This is a genomic window from Rhodococcus sp. 06-418-5, assembly GCF_002258285.1.
Classification (GTDB): Bacteria; Actinomycetota; Actinomycetes; order Mycobacteriales; family Mycobacteriaceae; genus Rhodococcoides.
Window position 1 is genome coordinate 64,577 of sequence record NZ_NOYE01000012.1, and the last position, 17,198, is coordinate 81,774.

Annotated in this window: 12 protein-coding genes; 7 read left to right on the plus strand and 5 right to left on the minus strand. The window is 67.5% G+C overall.

Annotated features, from left to right (window positions below; genetic code table 11):
* The first annotated feature begins 217 nt into the window (after positions 1 to 217).
* From CH274_RS05960 to CH274_RS05980, 5 genes are all read left to right on the plus strand, one after another.
* Positions 218 to 1,621, plus strand: coding sequence for a nitrate/nitrite transporter (locus tag CH274_RS05960; protein WP_052050432.1), 1,404 nt, complete (start codon positions 218 to 220; stop codon positions 1,619 to 1,621).
* Positions 1,622 to 1,682: 61 nt separating this feature from the next.
* A complete protein-coding gene (gene nirB / locus CH274_RS05965) occupies positions 1,683 to 4,178 on the plus strand; it encodes a nitrite reductase large subunit NirB (RefSeq protein ID WP_094656964.1) in 2,496 nt (831 codons plus the stop codon).
* Positions 4,179 to 4,299: 121 nt separating this feature from the next.
* On the plus strand, positions 4,300 to 4,692 hold the full coding sequence (nirD, locus tag CH274_RS05970; protein WP_032398305.1) for a nitrite reductase small subunit NirD: 393 nt from the start codon (positions 4,300 to 4,302) through the stop codon (positions 4,690 to 4,692).
* Positions 4,689 to 5,894: a uroporphyrinogen-III synthase gene (locus CH274_RS05975; protein WP_094656965.1), complete on the plus strand. Its 1,206-nt coding sequence runs from the start codon at positions 4,689 to 4,691 to the stop codon at positions 5,892 to 5,894. The genes nirD and CH274_RS05975 overlap by 4 nt, the downstream gene beginning before the upstream one ends.
* Positions 5,894 to 6,622: a sirohydrochlorin chelatase gene (locus tag CH274_RS05980; RefSeq protein WP_094656966.1), complete on the plus strand. Its 729-nt coding sequence runs from the start codon at positions 5,894 to 5,896 to the stop codon at positions 6,620 to 6,622. Before CH274_RS05975 ends, CH274_RS05980 begins: the two co-directional genes overlap by 1 nt.
* On the opposite strand, the gene CH274_RS05985 is transcribed toward CH274_RS05980, so the two are convergent.
* From CH274_RS05985 to CH274_RS06000, 4 genes are read right to left on the minus strand one after another with little or no spacing between them, the layout of a single operon-like run.
* Positions 6,576 to 8,360 (minus strand): NTP transferase domain-containing protein, encoded by a 1,785-nt coding sequence (locus CH274_RS05985; protein WP_256993488.1) that lies wholly within the window; start codon positions 8,358 to 8,360, stop codon positions 6,576 to 6,578. The two genes, CH274_RS05980 and CH274_RS05985, sit on opposite strands and share 47 nt — an antisense overlap.
* A gap of 13 nt (positions 8,361 to 8,373) precedes the next feature.
* Positions 8,374 to 8,820 (minus strand): PaaI family thioesterase, encoded by a 447-nt coding sequence (locus tag CH274_RS05990; protein WP_045195734.1) that lies wholly within the window; start codon positions 8,818 to 8,820, stop codon positions 8,374 to 8,376.
* Positions 8,817 to 9,158, minus strand: a complete 342-nt coding sequence (locus CH274_RS05995; RefSeq protein ID WP_094656968.1) for an MGMT family protein — start codon at positions 9,156 to 9,158, stop codon at positions 8,817 to 8,819. Before CH274_RS05995 ends, CH274_RS05990 begins: the two co-directional genes overlap by 4 nt.
* Positions 9,159 to 9,935, minus strand: a complete 777-nt coding sequence (locus CH274_RS06000; RefSeq protein WP_094657230.1) for an alpha/beta hydrolase — start codon at positions 9,933 to 9,935, stop codon at positions 9,159 to 9,161.
* Between the two features lie 100 nt (positions 9,936 to 10,035).
* Between CH274_RS06000 and CH274_RS06005 the strand changes: the two genes are divergently transcribed.
* On the plus strand, positions 10,036 to 13,353 hold the full coding sequence (locus CH274_RS06005; protein ID WP_094657231.1) for an ATP-dependent helicase: 3,318 nt from the start codon (positions 10,036 to 10,038) through the stop codon (positions 13,351 to 13,353).
* Positions 13,350 to 16,763 (plus strand): ATP-dependent helicase, encoded by a 3,414-nt coding sequence (locus CH274_RS06010; protein WP_094656969.1) that lies wholly within the window; start codon positions 13,350 to 13,352, stop codon positions 16,761 to 16,763. The genes CH274_RS06005 and CH274_RS06010 overlap by 4 nt, the downstream gene beginning before the upstream one ends.
* Here the strand turns inward: CH274_RS06010 and CH274_RS06015 are convergent.
* The gene (locus CH274_RS06015) at positions 16,726 to 17,112 is read right to left on the minus strand and encodes a DoxX family protein (RefSeq protein ID WP_032398310.1); all 387 of its coding nucleotides are present in this window, start codon (positions 17,110 to 17,112) and stop codon (positions 16,726 to 16,728) included. The genes CH274_RS06010 and CH274_RS06015 overlap by 38 nt on opposite strands.
* Positions 17,113 to 17,198: the final 86 nt, after the last annotated feature.

The following is a 17,198-nucleotide window of genomic DNA, read 5'->3' on the forward strand; positions in this document are numbered from 1 at the left end:
CGACGTCGACGCGTCATCTCACGACGGTGCCGGTGGACGCGTGAGACCGAGTTAATCAGCGAGTCACCGCACGCAGCGCCGCTGCAACATGGCTTTCCTATGTTCGGTTCACACACCGATCAGGAGGCCACACGTGACCAGCCTTTCTCGCAGCGCTTCGGCAGATGCCGGCTCAGCCACTACGGCGACAGTTCCACCCGGAACAGTTCCCGTCTCCGTGAACCATCACATCGCGCACTGGAATTCCGAGGACGTCGAGGCCTGGGAGGCAGGTGGCAAGCAGATCGCCAAGCGCAATCTGATCTGGTCGGTCATCGCCGAGCACGTCGGATTCTCGATCTGGTCGATCTGGTCGGTGATGGTGCTGTTCATGCCGATGTCGGTCTACGGCATCGACGCGGCGGGCAAGTTCTTCCTGGTGGCCGTCCCCACACTCGTGGGCGCGATCCTGCGGATTCCCTACACCTTCGCCACGGCCAAGTTCGGCGGGCGTAACTGGACCATCTTCAGTGCTCTGGTGCTCCTGATCCCCACCGTGCTGACGATGTACTTCATGCTCAACCCGGCGTCGTACACCACGTACATCATCGTCGCGGCGTTCGCCGGACTCGGCGGCGGAAACTTCGCATCCTCGATGACGAACATCAACGCGTTCTATCCTCAACGCGAGAAGGGATGGGCGCTCGGCCTGAACGCGGGCGGTGGCAACATCGGTGTGCCTGTCATCCAGCTCATCGGCTTGCTGGTCATCGCTACCATCGGCAACACCGCTCCCGAGATCGTGTGCGCCGTCTATCTCGTCTTCATCGCGGTGGCCGCCGTCGGTGCCGCGTTGTTCATGGACAACCTCGACAACCAGAAGACCAACGGCCGCTCCATGATCGACGTGTTGAAGTTCTCGGACTCGTGGTGGATCGCCTTCCTGTACATCGGCACGTTCGGATCGTTCATCGGCTTCAGCTTCGCGTTCGGCCAGGTACTGCAGATCAACTTCCTCGCCGGACTCACCGACGGCGGCCCCTCGACTCCTGCTCTGCAGGCGCAGGCATCGCTGCAGGCCGCTCAGATCGCCTTCATCGGACCGTTGCTGGGATCGCTGTCGCGTCCGTTCGGCGGCAAGCTCGCCGACAAGATCGGTGGCGGCAAGATCACCCTGTACACGTTCGTGGCCATGACGTTCGCCACCGGAATTCTGGTCGCGGCCAGTACCTGGGACGATTCGACGCCAGGGGCGGCCAGCGGCACGGTGATGGTGCTCTTCGTCGTCGGATTCATCGCACTCTTCCTGCTCTCCGGTATCGGAAACGGATCGGTCTACAAGATGATCCCGGCGATTTTCGCAGCCAAATCGGTTGCACTGCAGGGTATGACGGCCGACGAACAGCAGCACTGGTCGCGCAAGATGTCCGGCGCACTCATCGGCATCGCCGGTGCTATCGGCGCTCTCGGCGGCGTCGGAATCAACCTGGTGCTGCGGGCGTCGTACTCGGGTACCGCGAAGTCCGCCACGACGGCGTTCTGGGTGTTCCTCGGCTTCTACGTCGTGTGCGCGATCGTCACCTGGGCGATCTACCTCCGCAAGACCGACTCCGCCGATGCGAACGCTCCGGTAGCCGTCTGAGGTTCCGGCACCGGCAAGAACGAAACGCACTGCACGGCAACGAAGATCGGAAGGACCCGCAATGAAGAACGCGGTAGTGGTAGGTCACGGGATGGTCGGACACCGATTCGTCGAAGCGCTGCGTGCGCGCGACGAGGCGGCCGAGTGGAAGGTGACGGTCCTGTGCGAGGAGGCACTGGCGGCGTACGACAGGGTGGGACTGTCGTCCTACGTCGGTGCGTGGGACCACAAGGAACTCGCGCTGGCGGGCAACGACTATCCCGGTGACGCACTCGTCGAGATGCGCACCGGAGTCCGTGCAGAGCGCATCGACCGTGACCATCGCACTGTCGTGACCTCGGCCGGGGACACCGTCGACTACGACGCTCTCGTCCTCGCCACCGGGTCCTACCCGTTCGTCCCGCCGATCGCCGGTCACGACCTGCCCGCGTGCTTCGTCTACCGCACCCTCGACGACCTGGACAGGATTCGTGCTCGCGCCGACGCTGCGGGCCCCGGAGCCGTCGGTGTGGTGGTCGGCGGTGGCCTCCTCGGTCTCGAAGCGGCGAATGCGTTGAAGAAGATGGGGATGACCCCGCACGTCATCGAGTTCGCTCCACGGCTGATGCCGTTGCAGGTGGACGAGGGCGGCGGCGCGCTGTTGGCTCGCCTCGTCACCGAACTCGGGTTGAACGTACATGTGGGAGTGGGCACGTCGTCGATCTCCGAGAACGACAGCGCCGGTCTGACGGTCGAACTGAGCGACGGCAGCAGCATCGACGCCGCGCTGCTGGTCTTCTCCGCCGGTGTTCGTCCGCAGGACCGACTGGCACGCGAGAGCGGTCTCGAGGTCGGTGAGCGCGGCGGCATCATGGTCGACATCGGTTGCAGTACATCCGATCCGGCCGTCTACGCGATCGGTGAATGTGCCGCCGTCGAGGGCCGGTGCTACGGCCTGGTCGCTCCCGGATATTCGACGGCGGAGGTGGTGGCCGACCGATTGCTCGGTGGCGCAGCGCAATTCCCGGGTGCCGACATGTCCACCAAGCTCAAGCTGATGGGCGTCGATGTCGCGAGTTTCGGCGACGCCATGGCGGCCACTCCCGGTGCGCTCGAGGTGGTGTTCAGCGATGCACCCAAGGGGACATACGCCAAACTCGTCGTGACCGACGACGCGAAGACTCTCCTCGGGGGCATCCTCGTCGGCGATGCCTCCGCCTACTCGCTGCTCCGTCCGCTCGTCGGACGGGAACTGCCCGGCGACCCGGGTGCCCTGATCTCACCGGCAGCCGAACAGGTCGGTATCGGTGCGCTGCCCGACGACGCCGAGATCTGCTCGTGCAACGGTGTGAGCAAGGGGGCGATCTGCTCGGCGATCGCCGACGGGGCCTGCGATCTGGCGGCCGTGAAGAGCTGCACCACTGCGGGCACCACCTGCGGTGGATGCCTGCCGTCCATCAAGTCGTTGCTGGCAGCATCCGGGGTGGTGCTCTCGAAGTCGTTGTGCGAGCACTTCGCTCAGTCCAGGGCCGAGCTGTTCGAGATCGTTCGGGCCACGAACACCCGCACCTTCTCGTCGCTGATTACCAAGTACGGCACCGGAACCGGCTGCGACATCTGCAAGCCCGTCGTGGCATCGATTCTGGCGTCGACGTCCTCGGATCACATTCTCGACGGCGAGCAGGCGTCACTGCAGGACACCAACGACCACTTCCTGGCCAACATCCAGAAGAACGGCACGTACTCGGTGGTGCCCCGGATGCCAGGAGGCGAGTGCACGCCCGAGCAGCTCATCGTCATCGGTGAGGTGGCCCGCGATTTCGGGCTGTACACCAAGGTGACCGGAGGCCAGCGCATCGACATGTTCGGAGCCCGCGTCGAGCAGCTACCGGCGATCTGGAAGCGCCTCGTCGACGCCGGTATGGAATCGGGCCAGGCGTACGGAAAGTCGCTGCGGACGGTCAAGAGCTGCGTCGGCTCCAGTTGGTGCCGCTACGGCGTCCAGGACTCGGTGGGAATGGCCGTCGATCTCGAGAACCGCTACCGGGGTCTGCGATCGCCGCACAAGATCAAGTTCGGTGTCTCGGGCTGCGCGCGCGAATGCGCCGAAGCTCGGGGCAAGGACGTCGGGATCATCGCGACGGAGGGCGGCTGGAATCTGTACGTGGCCGGGAACGGCGGTCAGTCACCCAAGCACGCTCAGCTGCTGGCCTCGAACCTCGACGATGCCACCCTGGTCAGCTACATCGACCGCTACCTCATGTTCTACGTGCGTACGGCCGATCGGTTGCAGCGCACTGCGCCGTGGCTCGAGTCGCTCGACGGAGGCCTCGACCACCTCAGAGCGGTCGTGTGCGAGGACAGCCTCGGCATCGGTGCGGAGCTGGAGGCCGACATGGAACGCCACGTCGCCGGGTACAAGGACGAGTGGGCGGGTGTGCTCGAAGACGACGAGAAACTCGGTCGATTCGTCTCCTTCGTCAACGCCCCGGACGAGGCCGACCCCACCATCGCGTTCGACGAGTCCGGGGCACGCAAGGTACCCGTGCTGATGGGAATGCCGAGCATCGGCGCGTGAACCGCCGAAGGAGCTGACAACCGGCAGGTCACGAGACTGAGTGCATGTGCACAGACGAGTAATCGCGACTTAACGGCCCAGAAACACAAGCAACGTGGAATAGCTGATCAGGAGGTGCGCCATGACTGTCATCGATTCATCAACAGTGAAGTCACCAACAGCGGTACCGAACGGCATCGCTCGTGATTGGACCCCGGCCTGCACACTCGACGCACTGATTCCAGGGCGCGGAGTGGCGGTGCTCCTGCGAGGTGGCACCCAGGCGGCGCTGTTCCTGCTCGACGACGGACGACTGTTCGCGGTGGGCAACATCGATCCGTACGGACACGCAGCAGTGATGTCACGCGGACTGGTGGGAGACCGCGGAGGCGAACCCACCGTCGCGTCGCCGTTGCTCAAGCAGGTCTTCTCCCTGGCCGACGGGCGCTGCCTCGACGACCCGCAGGTCACCCTCGGATCCTTCGAGGTCTCCTGCGTCGAAGGCGTCGTGCTCGTCCGCGGCGGATCTACGTGAGCGAAATCGCCGGGGCAGCACTGCCTCTGGCCGGGTTCACGGTCGGAATCACGGCGTCGCGTCGGGCCGAGGAGTTCGCGACTCTGCTCGAGCGGCGCGGTGCCACCGTGATGCATGCACCTGCAATCCGCATCATCCCTTTGGCCGACGACGCCGAACTCGAACGCGTCACCGCCGCGGTCATCGCGGATCCGCCCGAGATCACCGTTGCCACAACAGGAATCGGCTTTCGTGGCTGGATCGAGGCAGCGGACGGGTGGGGGCAGGCCGAAGAACTGGGGCGCGCACTCGGCGCGTCACGCCTGCTGGCTCGCGGGCCGAAGGCGAAGGGTGCCATTCGAGCGGCCGATCTGCGCGAGGAATGGTCGCCCGCCTCGGAGTCCTCGGCGGAGGTACTCGAACATCTGCTCGCCGAAGGGGTGGAGGGTAAACGCGTCGCGGTGCAGCTGCACGGCGCGACCACCGAATGGGAGCCTGTTCCCGACTTCTGCGAGGTGTTGCGCTGCGCAGGAGCCGAAGTGGTTCCGGTGCCGGTGTACCGCTGGACGGCGCCCGACGACCAGAGCCCGATGGACCGGATGATCGAAGCCGTCGTCGTCGGCGATCTCGACGCCCTCAGCTTCACCTCGGCACCGGCGGTGGCGTCGATGCTGATGCGCGCCGACGAGAACGGCGTGCTCGAACCCCTGCTGCAATCGATGAGATCGAGGGTGCTGCCTGCGTGTGTCGGGCCGGTCACGGCCGCGCCCCTGGAACAACTGAACGTGGCCACCACCCAGCCCGCGCGGGCGCGTCTGGGGGCACTCGCGCGGCACATCGCCGAGGAGCTGCCGAGGCGAACCGGCCGGCTGCATGCGGGCGGACACGTGGTCAGCGTCCGCGGTAAGTGCGTGGTGGTCGACGGGGAAGTTCGACCGGTGTCGCCGGCAGGCATGGCGCTGATGAAGACGTTGGCCCGCAATCCCGGACGCGTCGTCTCCCGCGAGGACCTGTTGGCGTCACTGCCCGGCGGAGGCGGCGACACCCATGCGGTGGAAACCGCGATGACCAGACTCAGATCCTCGCTGGGCGCGCCGAAGGCAATTCAGACCGTGGTCAAGCGTGGCTACCGTATCGCACTCGATCACATCGAGACCGAAACGGACTGCGACTCCGACGAATCGGCCTCGCGTTCGGCCGTCGTCGAAGGAGGGAAGTACTGATGACACCCACTCTGGTGTTGGTTGCACACGGCACCCGAAACCCCCGTGGTGTCGAGATGATCGCCGCCCTCGCCGATGCCGTGTCGACGCAGATCGGTACCACGCGCGTGGCGTTCGTCGACGTTCTCGGGCCGTCTCCGGCCGAGGTGCTGCGCGACACCGCCGAGTCGGCGGTGGTGGTTCCGGCTTTCCTTGCGTCCGGCTACCACGTGCACACCGATGTGCCGCGAGAGATCGCCGACAGCGCTCACACCTCGGTCGCGGTCACCCGCGCTCTCGGACCCGACCGCGTGCTGGCCGAGGTCATGGTCGACCGACTGCGTGATGCAGGTTGGCAGGCGGGTGACTGTATCGTGCTCGCCGCCGCAGGATCGTCGGACGCTCGTGCGTTGGAGGAACATCGGCGCGCGGCAGCGATGCTGACCGACGTCGCCCGGGTCCCGGTCCGTATCGGCTACGTCGCCACCAGTACCCCCACCGTGTCCGACGCGGTGTCGACTCTGCGTGACGACGGGCATGTGCGGGTGTTCGTGGCGTCGTATCTGTTGGCGCGCGGGCTCTTTCACACCCGTTTGGCCGACGCCGGTGCCGACGGCGTCGGTGAACCGCTCGGAGTGCATGCCGCGATCGTCGATCTCGTGGTTGCGCGCTACCGCGAGGGTGTTCGCTCTCTCGGTGAATCTAGTGGTGCGGTAACGGAAGAATTGTCACCGGCTCGTCGGCGCTGACGTCGGCCGGGATCACCGCCAGTGCGTCGCGGCCAACGAGGTGAGCCAGATGTGCCGTGCGGACCTGGGTATCTGCTCGCCACCGCGTGCCGTCCGCGGTGACCGGGACGATGCGAGGAGTCGAGGACCGAACCTCGGCGGCATTGGACAACAGGCCGATCCGCGATGGGCGCACCGTCCTCCCGGTCAGGGCGTCGACGATGGCGGGTGCGGTGAGCATCGCGGTGCCGACGGCGGCCAGCGGGTTGCCGGGTAGGCCGAGCACCACCGTGCCGTCGGGCAGCGCCGCGGTGATCTGAGAACCCCCGGGACGCATCCGCATTCGCCCGACGACGGTCTCCGCATCGAGGCCGACGAGGGTCGTGCGGAGCTGATCGGCGGCCCCGCCTCCGGTTGCCCCGACGACGATGATCACGTCCACGTCCTCGGTGCGGGTCAGCACGTCTCGAAACCCCGTCGCGGTATCGTCGAGCAGCGTCACATCGACGACGGTGATACCGCAGTGTGCCAGGTACTCCGGCAGCACCGATCCGAGAACGTCCCTCGTCTCGCCGGGGGCGAGTGGTCCGGTGGATCGAATCTCGTTGCCGCTGATGACAACTCGCCCGCGGACCGGGCCTCGAACCGCCATCTCGAACACCTCGCCGCTGGCGGCGAGCGACCGTACCGCGGCATCGATCGGGGTGCCTGCTGCGACGAGTTCTGTGCCGGGCAGCCAGTCCTCGCCGCGTCGACGCGTGTCGTCGGACTGCGGGGCCGTCGGCATTCGCCGAGCGGACCCGTCGGGCTCGCGGATCACGTGTTCGTCGCGAACCACCGACGTCGCTCCGGGCGGAAGCGCGGCTCCGGTCGCTATGCGCACCGCCGTACCGTCGGTGAGTTCGGCGATGTTCGAGCTTCCGGCGTACGCGATGTCGGACCGCAGCGTCCAGGGTTCGGTGCCGCAGACGGCGTAGCCGTCCATCGCGGAGATGTCGACTGCTGGCAATGCGGTCCGGGACACGAGTGGTTCCGCGAGAACGGTTCCGACACTGTCCCGCACCGTGACTCGATGGACCGGCAGGGGAGCGAGTCGACGCCGAATTCGCTCGAGCGCGTCGCCGACCTCCAACGTCTCCGGCAGCTGCGCGGCGCGGCGGGCCGCGAGCAGATCGGAACGGGTATCGCAGTCCTCGATGCCGGACATCGGGATGACCGTGTGTTCCGCGGGAACGATTCTGCGCATCGGTGCGCCGTCCACCGAATCGAGCTGTGCCACAGCAGAGCGCAAGGCAGACAGTTGCCAGATGCCGAGCAGGAACTGGGTGCGGCCGTGACCGTCGCGGGCGAAGACGGCGTCGGTGCGCGAGTGGGATATGGAACCGATCAGCGATTCGACCGCCGCGGCGTCGAGAAAGGGCAGATCCGACGCAACGACCACCACCAGATCTGCGGTGCCCTCCGACTCTGCGGAGTCGAGTGACTTCAGTCCGGCGGCGAGGGCGGCGACCGGCCCACCGCCTGCCGGCGACTCGCGAGTCTGCACCACGTGCTCGGGCACTCCGGTTCGGAGCGGACCCACGAGAACCGTTCTGCGACAGCTCGATACCGCGTCCACGGCGATGTCGACCATGCGACGTCCGCCGACGGTCATGGCAGGCTTGTCGACCCCCTCCGACGCAGCGGGGTGCTCGGGATCTGCCATCCTCGACCCTCGGCCGCCGGCGAGAACGATCGCGTCGCAGACCGGCCGTGTCACGGTGCGAGCTCGGTCATGTCGGCAGCGGCACGTTCTGCAGGCGAACCTGCCCTCGCGCAATGGTCTTGCCGCTGTCCGAGGCCGTGATCGTGACCAGCCACAGTTGCTGAACGCGGCCCTGCTGCAACGGTTCTGCGACAACGTCGACGCGACCGCCCTTGCTGGCGCGCAGAAAGTCGGTGCCGTTGTGTACGCCGACTGCGAATTCACCGCGATCCTTGACCGCCTCGCTGGCACCGATGCTGGCGGCGCTCTCGACGGCAGTGGTGTAGACGCCGCCGTGGACGACGCCCCACGGCGTGAAGTGCTCGTCCGTCAAATCGATGTGCCCCGCAACCCTGGTGCCCGAGACCTCGTCGACGACGAGACCGGCGGACGCGACGAAGCTGCTGGCCTTCGACAGAGCGAACTTCGCCGTGGGGCGTGGATCGAACTGCTCGAACGCGTCCCTGATGTTCATTCTCCGAGATTAGTGGTCGGCGCAGTCGGGGGTGGGAGCGCCCCGAGGTCGAACCGAATCGAGGTCAACGGCACGCGCCCGTCGTGACTCGGCACGCCTTCGTCGGCCAGGGCGGCGAGCTGTCTCGCGGCAAGGTGCGGGGCCGGCTTTCCGCTCGCGCCGAGGACTCGATGCCAGGGCAGGTCCGCTGAATCGGTGCGCATGATCCAGCCGACGATGCGGGGGCTGGACAGGTCCGCGGCAGCCGCGATGTCTCCGTATGTGGCAACGAATCCCGGGGGGATCGACGCGACCAGCGCGCGAACCCTTTCGACCTGGGCTTCGGTGATCGGGGCCATCTACAGCACAGATCGCACCAGTTCGGCGACCTCGACCGGCTTGGCCTGGCCGACCATGTGATCGCAGTCCAGCTCGACGGTACGCAGGTTCTCACCGAGTTTCCCTCGCAGTGCAGCAAGGAATTCGTCGGTGACATAAGGGGGTTCGACGCGCATGGCCCGAACCACGATGGTCGGCACGCTCTCGGCGGGGACCACGATCGGACGAGCGAGCTCGCCCCACGTCGCGACGATCGCCGGAATCGACATTCGCCACGCCACCTTTCCGCCTTCTGCGGGGACCAGGTGGTCGGCGACCTCGCGGTCGAGCAATTCGGTGGGCACGTCAGCCCACGCCCCGTGGATCTTCTCCGATCGCGCCTCGTCGGCGTCGGTGTAGTCAGGGGACTTCGCGGTGGCCTCGGCCACCTCGAGCAGCTCGTCCGGCGGCAGAGCGATCGCGGGATCGAGCAGAACCAGCGCCCGCACCGCGTCCGGGAACCTCTGTGCGAGGTGCACGGCCAACGCGCCGCCGTACGAATGCCCGAGCACCACCACCGGACCGCGCGCGTGGGCGTCCAATACGGCCTTCAGAGCCGTGACCTGCGCGTCGATGTCCCAGGGCGGCGTGGCCGGAGAATAGCCGTGGCCGATCAGATCAGGAGCCAGAATTCGGGCCTCGGGCAGGTGATTCTCGGCGAGATCCCACCAGCGGGCACCGTGGCCGGTCACACCGTGGACGGCAAGGATTTCGGGACCGTCTGCGGGTCCGAACGTATGCAGATTCAACTCGGGCACGTCGACCACTATGCCGTATGCGCGGTCGCGTCTCCGGTTCGACGGGTGTCGACGACTGCCGTGGCCCGGTCTGTCGGTGGCTCGTGATTGCATCTGTGTCATGAGCTCGGACGGCAGACACGGCGCGACGGTCACTCTCGTCCGTGCACCCAAGGTGGCTCGCCCGGCGCGGGAGTGGACCGGCTCGGCAGCTCGGCTGCTGTCGTCGACTCCCGACGCGGCAGCAGCGGCCGCGTCGGGTGCGCCGCGATGGAATCCATGGCAGATCCTGGGTGGTCCCGGCACGGGTAAGACTTCGCTCGTCGCCGATTACGCGGTCTCGCGCATCGTCACCGGTGATCCGGAGTCGGTTCTGGTACTCACCCAGTCCAAACGGGCGGCAACCGCGGTGCGCGAGGTCATCACCTCGGGTCTGTTCAGCGGCGATCACGCACTGCGGGCGACGCGTGAACCGTTGGTGCGCACGGTGCACTCCTACGCCTTCGCGGTGCTGCGGCTGCAGGCCTCGCTGTACGGCAATCCGCCACCGCGATTGCTGACCGGTGCCGAGCAGGACGCCGTGGTGCGCGAGATGCTGCGCGGAGATCTGGAGGACGGGGCGGTCGACTGGCCGGAGCGGCTGCGTCCGGCCCTCGGCACCGCGGGATTCGTCACTGCGGTGCGAGACATGATGCTAAGGTCCGCCGAACGCGGCATCGGACCTGAAGACCTGATCAAACTCGGCCGCAGGCACGGCAAGCCCGAGTGGGTCGCCGTCGGGAGGTTCGCTGCCCGATACGAGCAGGCCATGTTGCTGCGCGGTGCTGTGGGAGTGGAGGCGGCGGGAGCCACGGCTCCTGGTCTGGACGCCGCCGAGCTGATCGGTGCCGCGCTCATGGCGTTCGCCACCGATCCCGAACTGTTGCGCAGCGAACGCGCGCGTATCCGGCACCTCGTCGTCGACGACGCGCAGCACCTCGATCCGCAGGCGGCGCAGCTGGTTCGGTTGATCGGCACCGACACCGAATCGACAGTCGTCGCCGGGGATCCCGATCAATCCGTGTTCACTTTCCGTGGCGCCGATCCCGCTTTCGTGGCCGATCTGGTCGAGGCGGACTCGCCGCGCCGCGTGGTGCTCACACGCAACTACCGCTCCGTGCCCGAGGTCGCCGAACTGACCGACATCGTGGCGAGAAGATTGCCGGGCCTCGGTCGCCACCGCTGCCCCGAACCGGTGGGCAGGGCCCGATTCGGAGCGCTGGCAGCGCGGGTGCACGTCGTGTCCTCGCCTGCGAAGGAGGCGGCGATCATCGCCGACGCCATGCGTCGGGCCCACCTGATCGACGGCATGCCCTGGTCGGAGATGGCGATCGTGGTGCGGTCGGTACCGCGCACCCTCGCACCGTTGCGTAGGGCGCTGCACGGGGCAGGGGTTCCGATGATCACCCCGACCTCGGAGCTACCGTTGCACCGCCAGCACGGGGCCGTGGGTCTCCTGCTGGTACTGCGGGCGATCTCCGACCCGAGCTTCGACGGTGAAGATGCACTCGCGTTGCTCTCCGGGCCGATCGGCGGAGCCGACCCGGTGGGTCTGCGGCGATTGCGCCGCGGCGTGCGCAGGCTCGAGCTCGCATCGGGCGGCGAGCGCGACTCGGCGGAGCTGCTCAGAGTCGTACTCACCGACGACGCTCGGGGGAGTGCCGGGTGGACGAACGGACTGTCGGACGTGGAGTCCGCCCCGTTGCGCAGAGCCCTCGGTGTCATCCGGAAGGCGCGGGCTCTCGCCCGCACGGGCCGCGGGGTCGAGGACGTGTTGTGGGCGGCGTGGCAGGCTTCGGGACTCGAGCGGCGTTGGGCCGCGGCGTCCGCCTGGGGTGGCTCGGCCGGTGCTCAGGCCGACCGCGACCTGGATGCGGTGGTGGCGTTGTTCGACGCGGCGGCGGCATACGTGGACAGGTTGCCCCGGGCGCAGATCGGTGGATTTCTCGATTACATTGCGCAGCAGGAGATCCCCACTCTCAACTCACACCGCGCCACGGTTCGGGCCGACGCGGTGACGCTGCTGAGCGCGCATTCTGCCGCGGGTCGGGAATGGGAGCTCGTCGCGGTTGCCGGGGTGCAGGAAGGGCTGTGGCCGGGTCTGCGGTCACGCGGCAGTCTCCTGGGCACCGACACCCTGGTCGACCTCGCGTCCGGCAAGGTCGACGCGGCCGCGGCGCTCGACGGGCGACTGTCGAAGTCGGCACCGTTGCTGGCCGAGGAGCGCACCCTGTTTCTGGTGGCGTGCAGTCGCGCCCGATCGACCTTGCTCGTCACCGCCGTCGATTCCAGTACCGGAGATGCCGATCTGGTCCGGTCGCGATTCGTGGACGAACTCCGCGGCGTCGACGCGGGAGGTGAGTCGGATCTCGTACCCGAGCTCCCCGGGCCCGAGACCGCACACCGAGTGTTGGCGCTGCCGATGCTGGTGGCCGAACTGCGGAGTGTGGTGTGCGATCCGGTTGTCGCCGAGCAGGATCCGGACAAGCGAGCCCGAGCGGCCCGGCATCTGGCCACTCTCGCCGACGCCGGTGTCCGAGGTGCCCATCCCGACGAGTGGTTCGGGGTGGCAGGGCCCAGTACCGACGCGCCGTTGTGGCAGCTCGGCGACGGTCCGGTGCCGCTGTCGCCGTCCACGGTGGAACAACTCACCACCTGTCCGCTGCGGTGGATGCTCGAACGTCACGGCGGCAACGACGGCACCAACACCCATGCGGTCACCGGCACGCTCGTGCACACTCTCGTCCAGGCAGTGGCCGGTCGGATACCACCGGAGCAACTCCGTCGTGCTCTCGAAACAGCTTGGGATGCAGTCGATCTCGGATCGCAGTGGTACTCGCGACACGAGCTCGACCGAACCGGGGCGATGCTCGAGACCTTCGAGACCTGGCTGCAGGGCAGTCGAGGCGAGCTCACCGAGGCCGGAGTCGAAGTGCGCGTCGACGGCATACTCGACGCTCGGTCGGAGGACGAACCGGCGGTGGCGTTGCGCGGCCGCATCGACCGACTCGAGCACGACCCGGACGGACGGCCGGTGATCATCGACGTCAAGACGGCCAAGACCGTGATGTCCAAGGAGGATGCCCAGGGCCACTATCAGCTGGCCACCTACCAGGTCGCCGCAGCAGCCGGTGCGATCGAGGGCGAGCCTGCGGGCGAGCCCGGCGGAGCGCGGCTGGTGTTCGTGGCCAAGCCTCACAACAAGGACGGGGCGACGCAGCGCGTCCAGGACGTGCCGACACCGGAGAAACTCGAGGAGTGGCGAGACACCGTGCACCAGGCCGCATCGGCGACGCAGGGACCGACGTTCGAGGCGCGTGTCAACGACGGGTGCAGGCACTGCCCGGTCAAGTCCAGTTGTCCGGCACACGAGACGGGTAGGCAGGTGACCGAGCAATGACGACATCGACGAAGACACGGACCGGTTCGGTGCTGGTGTCGCCGGTCGAGCTCGCCCGGGCGCTCGGGCAGAAGCATCCACCGACCGACGAACAGGCCGCCGTGATCGCGGCCCCGCCCGGCCCGACGCTCGTCGTCGCGGGAGCAGGTGCGGGCAAGACCGAGACCATGGCGGCCCGCGTGGTGTGGATGGTGGCCAACGGTTTCGTCGAACCCGACCAGGTTCTGGGTCTGACCTTCACTCGAAAAGCCGCACAGCAGTTGACCTCTCGGATCAGAGCTCGGCTGGCTCGGCTGGCCGGATCCGATCTGGTGCGTGCACTCGATCCGAGTTTGGCGCTGCGCGAGCGAATCCTCGGTGCCGAGCCGGAAGTGAGCACTTACCACTCCTATGCAGGCCGCCTGCTCACCGAGCACGGCTTGCTGTTGCCGATCGAACCATCCGCGACACTGCTCTCGGAAACCGAACTGTGGCAGCTGGCCCACCGTGTCGTCAGTACCTGGGACGGCGACCTGGACACCGACCGCAACCCCACGTCGGTGACCGAGGCCGTACTCGCGCTTTCCGGTCAATTGGCCGAGCATCTGGTCGATCCCGAGGACCTGCGCCACGCGCACGTGGAGCTGGAGAAACTGGTGCACACTCTCGGGCCGGGGCCACGACAACGCGGCGGGCCCACCAAGGAGTTGCTGAACATTCTCGACGCGCAGCATCAACGAATCGGGTTGCTGCCGTTGGTGGAACGGCTTGCGCAGACTCTGCGTCGCGAGGGCGCACTGGATTTCGGCTCGCAGATGTCGATGGCGGCGCGGGTCGCCGCCGAGCATGCCGAGGTGGGAATCGCCGAGAGGCAACGGTTCCGGCTCGTGTTGCTCGACGAGTACCAGGACACCGGACACGCTCAGCGTGTTCTGCTGTCGTCCCTGTTCGGTTCCGGCAGCGACCCGCAGTTGGCCTTGACCGCCGTCGGCGACCCGATGCAGTCGATCTACGGGTGGCGCGGCGCATCGGCAGCGAATCTGCCGCGGTTCGCCACCGATTTTCCGAATGCCGACGGAAGCCCCGCACCTCGGCTCGAGCTGCTCACCAGCTGGCGAAATCCGCCCGAGGCATTGACGCTGGCCAACCTGATCACCGACCCACTGCGTCGCGTCGGCGTGCCGGTGCCGACTCTGCGGGCCCGCCCCGGTGCGGTTCCCGGTGATGTTCGCCTGGCCGTCACCGACACCGTGCTGGACGAACGAGAGTGGATCGCGGACCGGATCGCGGGGGAGTACCGCTCCGCCCTCGAGCAGGATCGCATGCCGCCCACCGCCGCGGTTCTGGTGCGCCGCAACGCCGACGCCGAGCCGATCGCGGAGGTGCTGCGCAGCCGCGGACTACCGGTGGAGGTCGTCGGGCTCGGTGGATTGCTGCACGTTCCCGAGGTGGCCGACATCATCGCGATGCTGCGACTGGTGGCCGACCCCACTGCCGGTAGCTCGGCGATGCGCATCCTCACCGGCTCTCGGTGGCAGATCGGGCCGACGGATCTGCGGGCACTCTCCCAGCGCGCCCGAGAGCTCGAGATCCGCGGCGGCTACGGCACCAGCGGACGCGTCGACGACCCACAGGCGCTCGAGGCGGCACTCGGTAGCGCTCTGCCCGGCGAGCAGTCGGAGCAGGCCGGTCTGGCCGACGCGATAGCCGATCCCGGTCCGGCCGAGCGGTACTCGGAGGTGGGGCACCGCCGGATCGTCGCCCTGGCAGGCGAGCTCCACCTGCTACGCGACCGAATCGGTCAACCTCTGACGGAGTTGGTCGGCGACATCGAGCGGATCATGGGTATCGGTGTCGAGGCTCAGGCTCGCACGCCGTTCGGCACCGACGGCGCGGTCGGTCGTGAACATCTCGACGAATTCGCCCATGTGGTGGCCGATTACGCCGACAATCCGACCGCCACGGTCACCGGATTCCTGTCGTTCCTCGCCGCCGCGGAGACGGTCGAGGACGGCCTCGCCCCCGGTGAGGTCGAGGTCGCTCCCCATCGCGTGCAGGTGCTCACCGTTCATTCCGCGAAAGGCCTCGAATGGGAGGTGGTGGCGGTCCCGCACGTGGCCAAGGGTGTGTTCCCCTCCTCGAACGCCTCCTCGACCTGGCTCGGGGCGATGGCCGAGCTGCCGCCGTCTCTGCGCGGTGACCGCGCGCTCGACGGCGAAGGCTCGGAAGGGGTTCCGGTCCTCGAACTCGACGGGCTCCACAATCGCAAGGACCTGGAGGACGCAGTCAAGAGTCACAAGGATGCGTTGGCGAGGCGTCGGCTCGCCGAGGATCGCCGACTGTTCTACGTGGCACTCACCCGAACCGAACGGGTGCTGCTGGTATCCGCGCATCACTGGGACGAGAGCGCCACGAAGCCGCGTGGGCCGTCGGAATTTCTCGAGGAGTTGCACACGCACGTCGAGGAGTTCGCCGACATCGCGGTGATCGAGCAGTGGGCCTCGGCCCCGGAGGACGGGGCGTCGAACCCACTCGGGGCCGTGCCGCACTCCGCGTCCTGGCCGCGCGATCCACTCGGTCCACGACGAGGAGCGATCGAGAGCGGCGTGCAGGAAGTACTGCGCGCGTTGGCAGACATCTCGGCCGCACCGAGCGAAGACGACGGCACCGATGATCGAATTCGGGAGGACCCCGAGAACTGGGCCGCGGACGTCGACACTCTGCTGGCCGAGCGGGCCGCGAGATCGGTCGCAGGAGTCGACGTGGCTCTGCCCGGCAACCTGTCGGTGACACAGCTGGTGGACCTCGCGGCCGACCCCGACGCGTTGGCGTCGCGCCTACGTAGGCCGCTGCCGTTCCCGCCGAACCCGTTGGCCCGCAGGGGAACCGCGTTCCACGCCTGGATCGAGCGGCGCTTCGGTGCGACCCGACTGCTCGACCTGGACGAACTTCCGGGGTCGGCCGACACCGGAGCCTCGGCCGACGTGGACCTGGAAACCCTCCAGCAGGCGTTTCTCGACTCGGAGTGGTCGCTCCGCAGCCCCGTCGAAGTGGAGGTGCCGTTCGAGACGTCCGTAGCGGGAACGGTGCTGCGAGGACGTATCGACGCCGTGTTCGCAGACCCCGACGGCGGGTGGACCGTCGTCGACTGGAAAACCGGTGCCGAGCCGACGGCGTCGGAGCAGCGGGCGGTGGCGATGCAGCTCGCGGCCTATCGGCTGGCGTGGGCCGAGCTGATGTCGATCGGGCGCAGCGAACCGGTACCGCTCGATCGAGTGCGCGCGGCGTTCCACTACGTACGCAGTGGTCACACCATTTCGCCCGAAAACCTTCCGGACGCAACAGAATTGGCCCAACTCCTGGAAGGCCCGGCCGGGCCCGAGCAACCGGGGGTCAGGGTGCGTTCCGACGAGCCTTCAGAGCCTCGGTGACCAGTGGAATCTGCATCGGCAGTCGGGCGATCATCGCTGCTTTGAGAGCCGGTGAGGTCTTCGGGCTCTGCACGTACTTCCACGCCAGGTTGATGTTGGCGGGGAAGACCACGACGAACAGCGCGGCCGCGAGTGCACCGCCCAGTCGACGGGTCCGCGGTGCGGCAAGCGTTGCGGCCACGGCGAGTTCGGCAACGCCGGAGACCTGCGTGTAGGTCCGCGCCGAGCCGGGCAGGGCCGTCGGTACCTGGGCATCGAAGAACTTCGGGGTGGCGAAGTGCAGAACTCCGGCTCCGGCGAGCAGTCCGGCGAGGCGCAGTGCGGCCGCCTGACTCGATCTCTGTGTCATGCCCATACCGTGCCACACCCGGCGTCGTCGGCACAGAAGCCTGGCATGGGGTTACGCTGCGTGCCGTGAATGATCTCGACTTCGGT

What these genes read in the sequence shown, in the direction of transcription:
- CH274_RS06010 (WP_094656969.1), top strand. Translation starts at nt 13,350, where the DNA reads ATGACGACATCGACGAAGACACGGACCGGTTCGGTGCTGGTGTCGCCG.
- CH274_RS05990 (WP_045195734.1), bottom strand. Translation starts at nt 8,820, where the DNA reads ATGAACATCAGGGACGCGTTCGAGCAGTTCGATCCACGCCCCACGGCG.
- CH274_RS05995 (WP_094656968.1), bottom strand. Translation starts at nt 9,158, where the DNA reads ATGGCCCCGATCACCGAAGCCCAGGTCGAAAGGGTTCGCGCGCTGGTC.
- CH274_RS05980 (WP_094656966.1), top strand. Translation starts at nt 5,894, where the DNA reads ATGACACCCACTCTGGTGTTGGTTGCACACGGCACCCGAAACCCCCGT.
- nirD (WP_032398305.1), top strand. Translation starts at nt 4,300, where the DNA reads ATGACTGTCATCGATTCATCAACAGTGAAGTCACCAACAGCGGTACCG.
- nirB (WP_094656964.1), top strand. Translation starts at nt 1,683, where the DNA reads ATGAAGAACGCGGTAGTGGTAGGTCACGGGATGGTCGGACACCGATTC.
- CH274_RS06015 (WP_032398310.1), bottom strand. Translation starts at nt 17,112, where the DNA reads ATGACACAGAGATCGAGTCAGGCGGCCGCACTGCGCCTCGCCGGACTG.
- CH274_RS06005 (WP_094657231.1), top strand. Translation starts at nt 10,036, where the DNA reads ATGAGCTCGGACGGCAGACACGGCGCGACGGTCACTCTCGTCCGTGCA.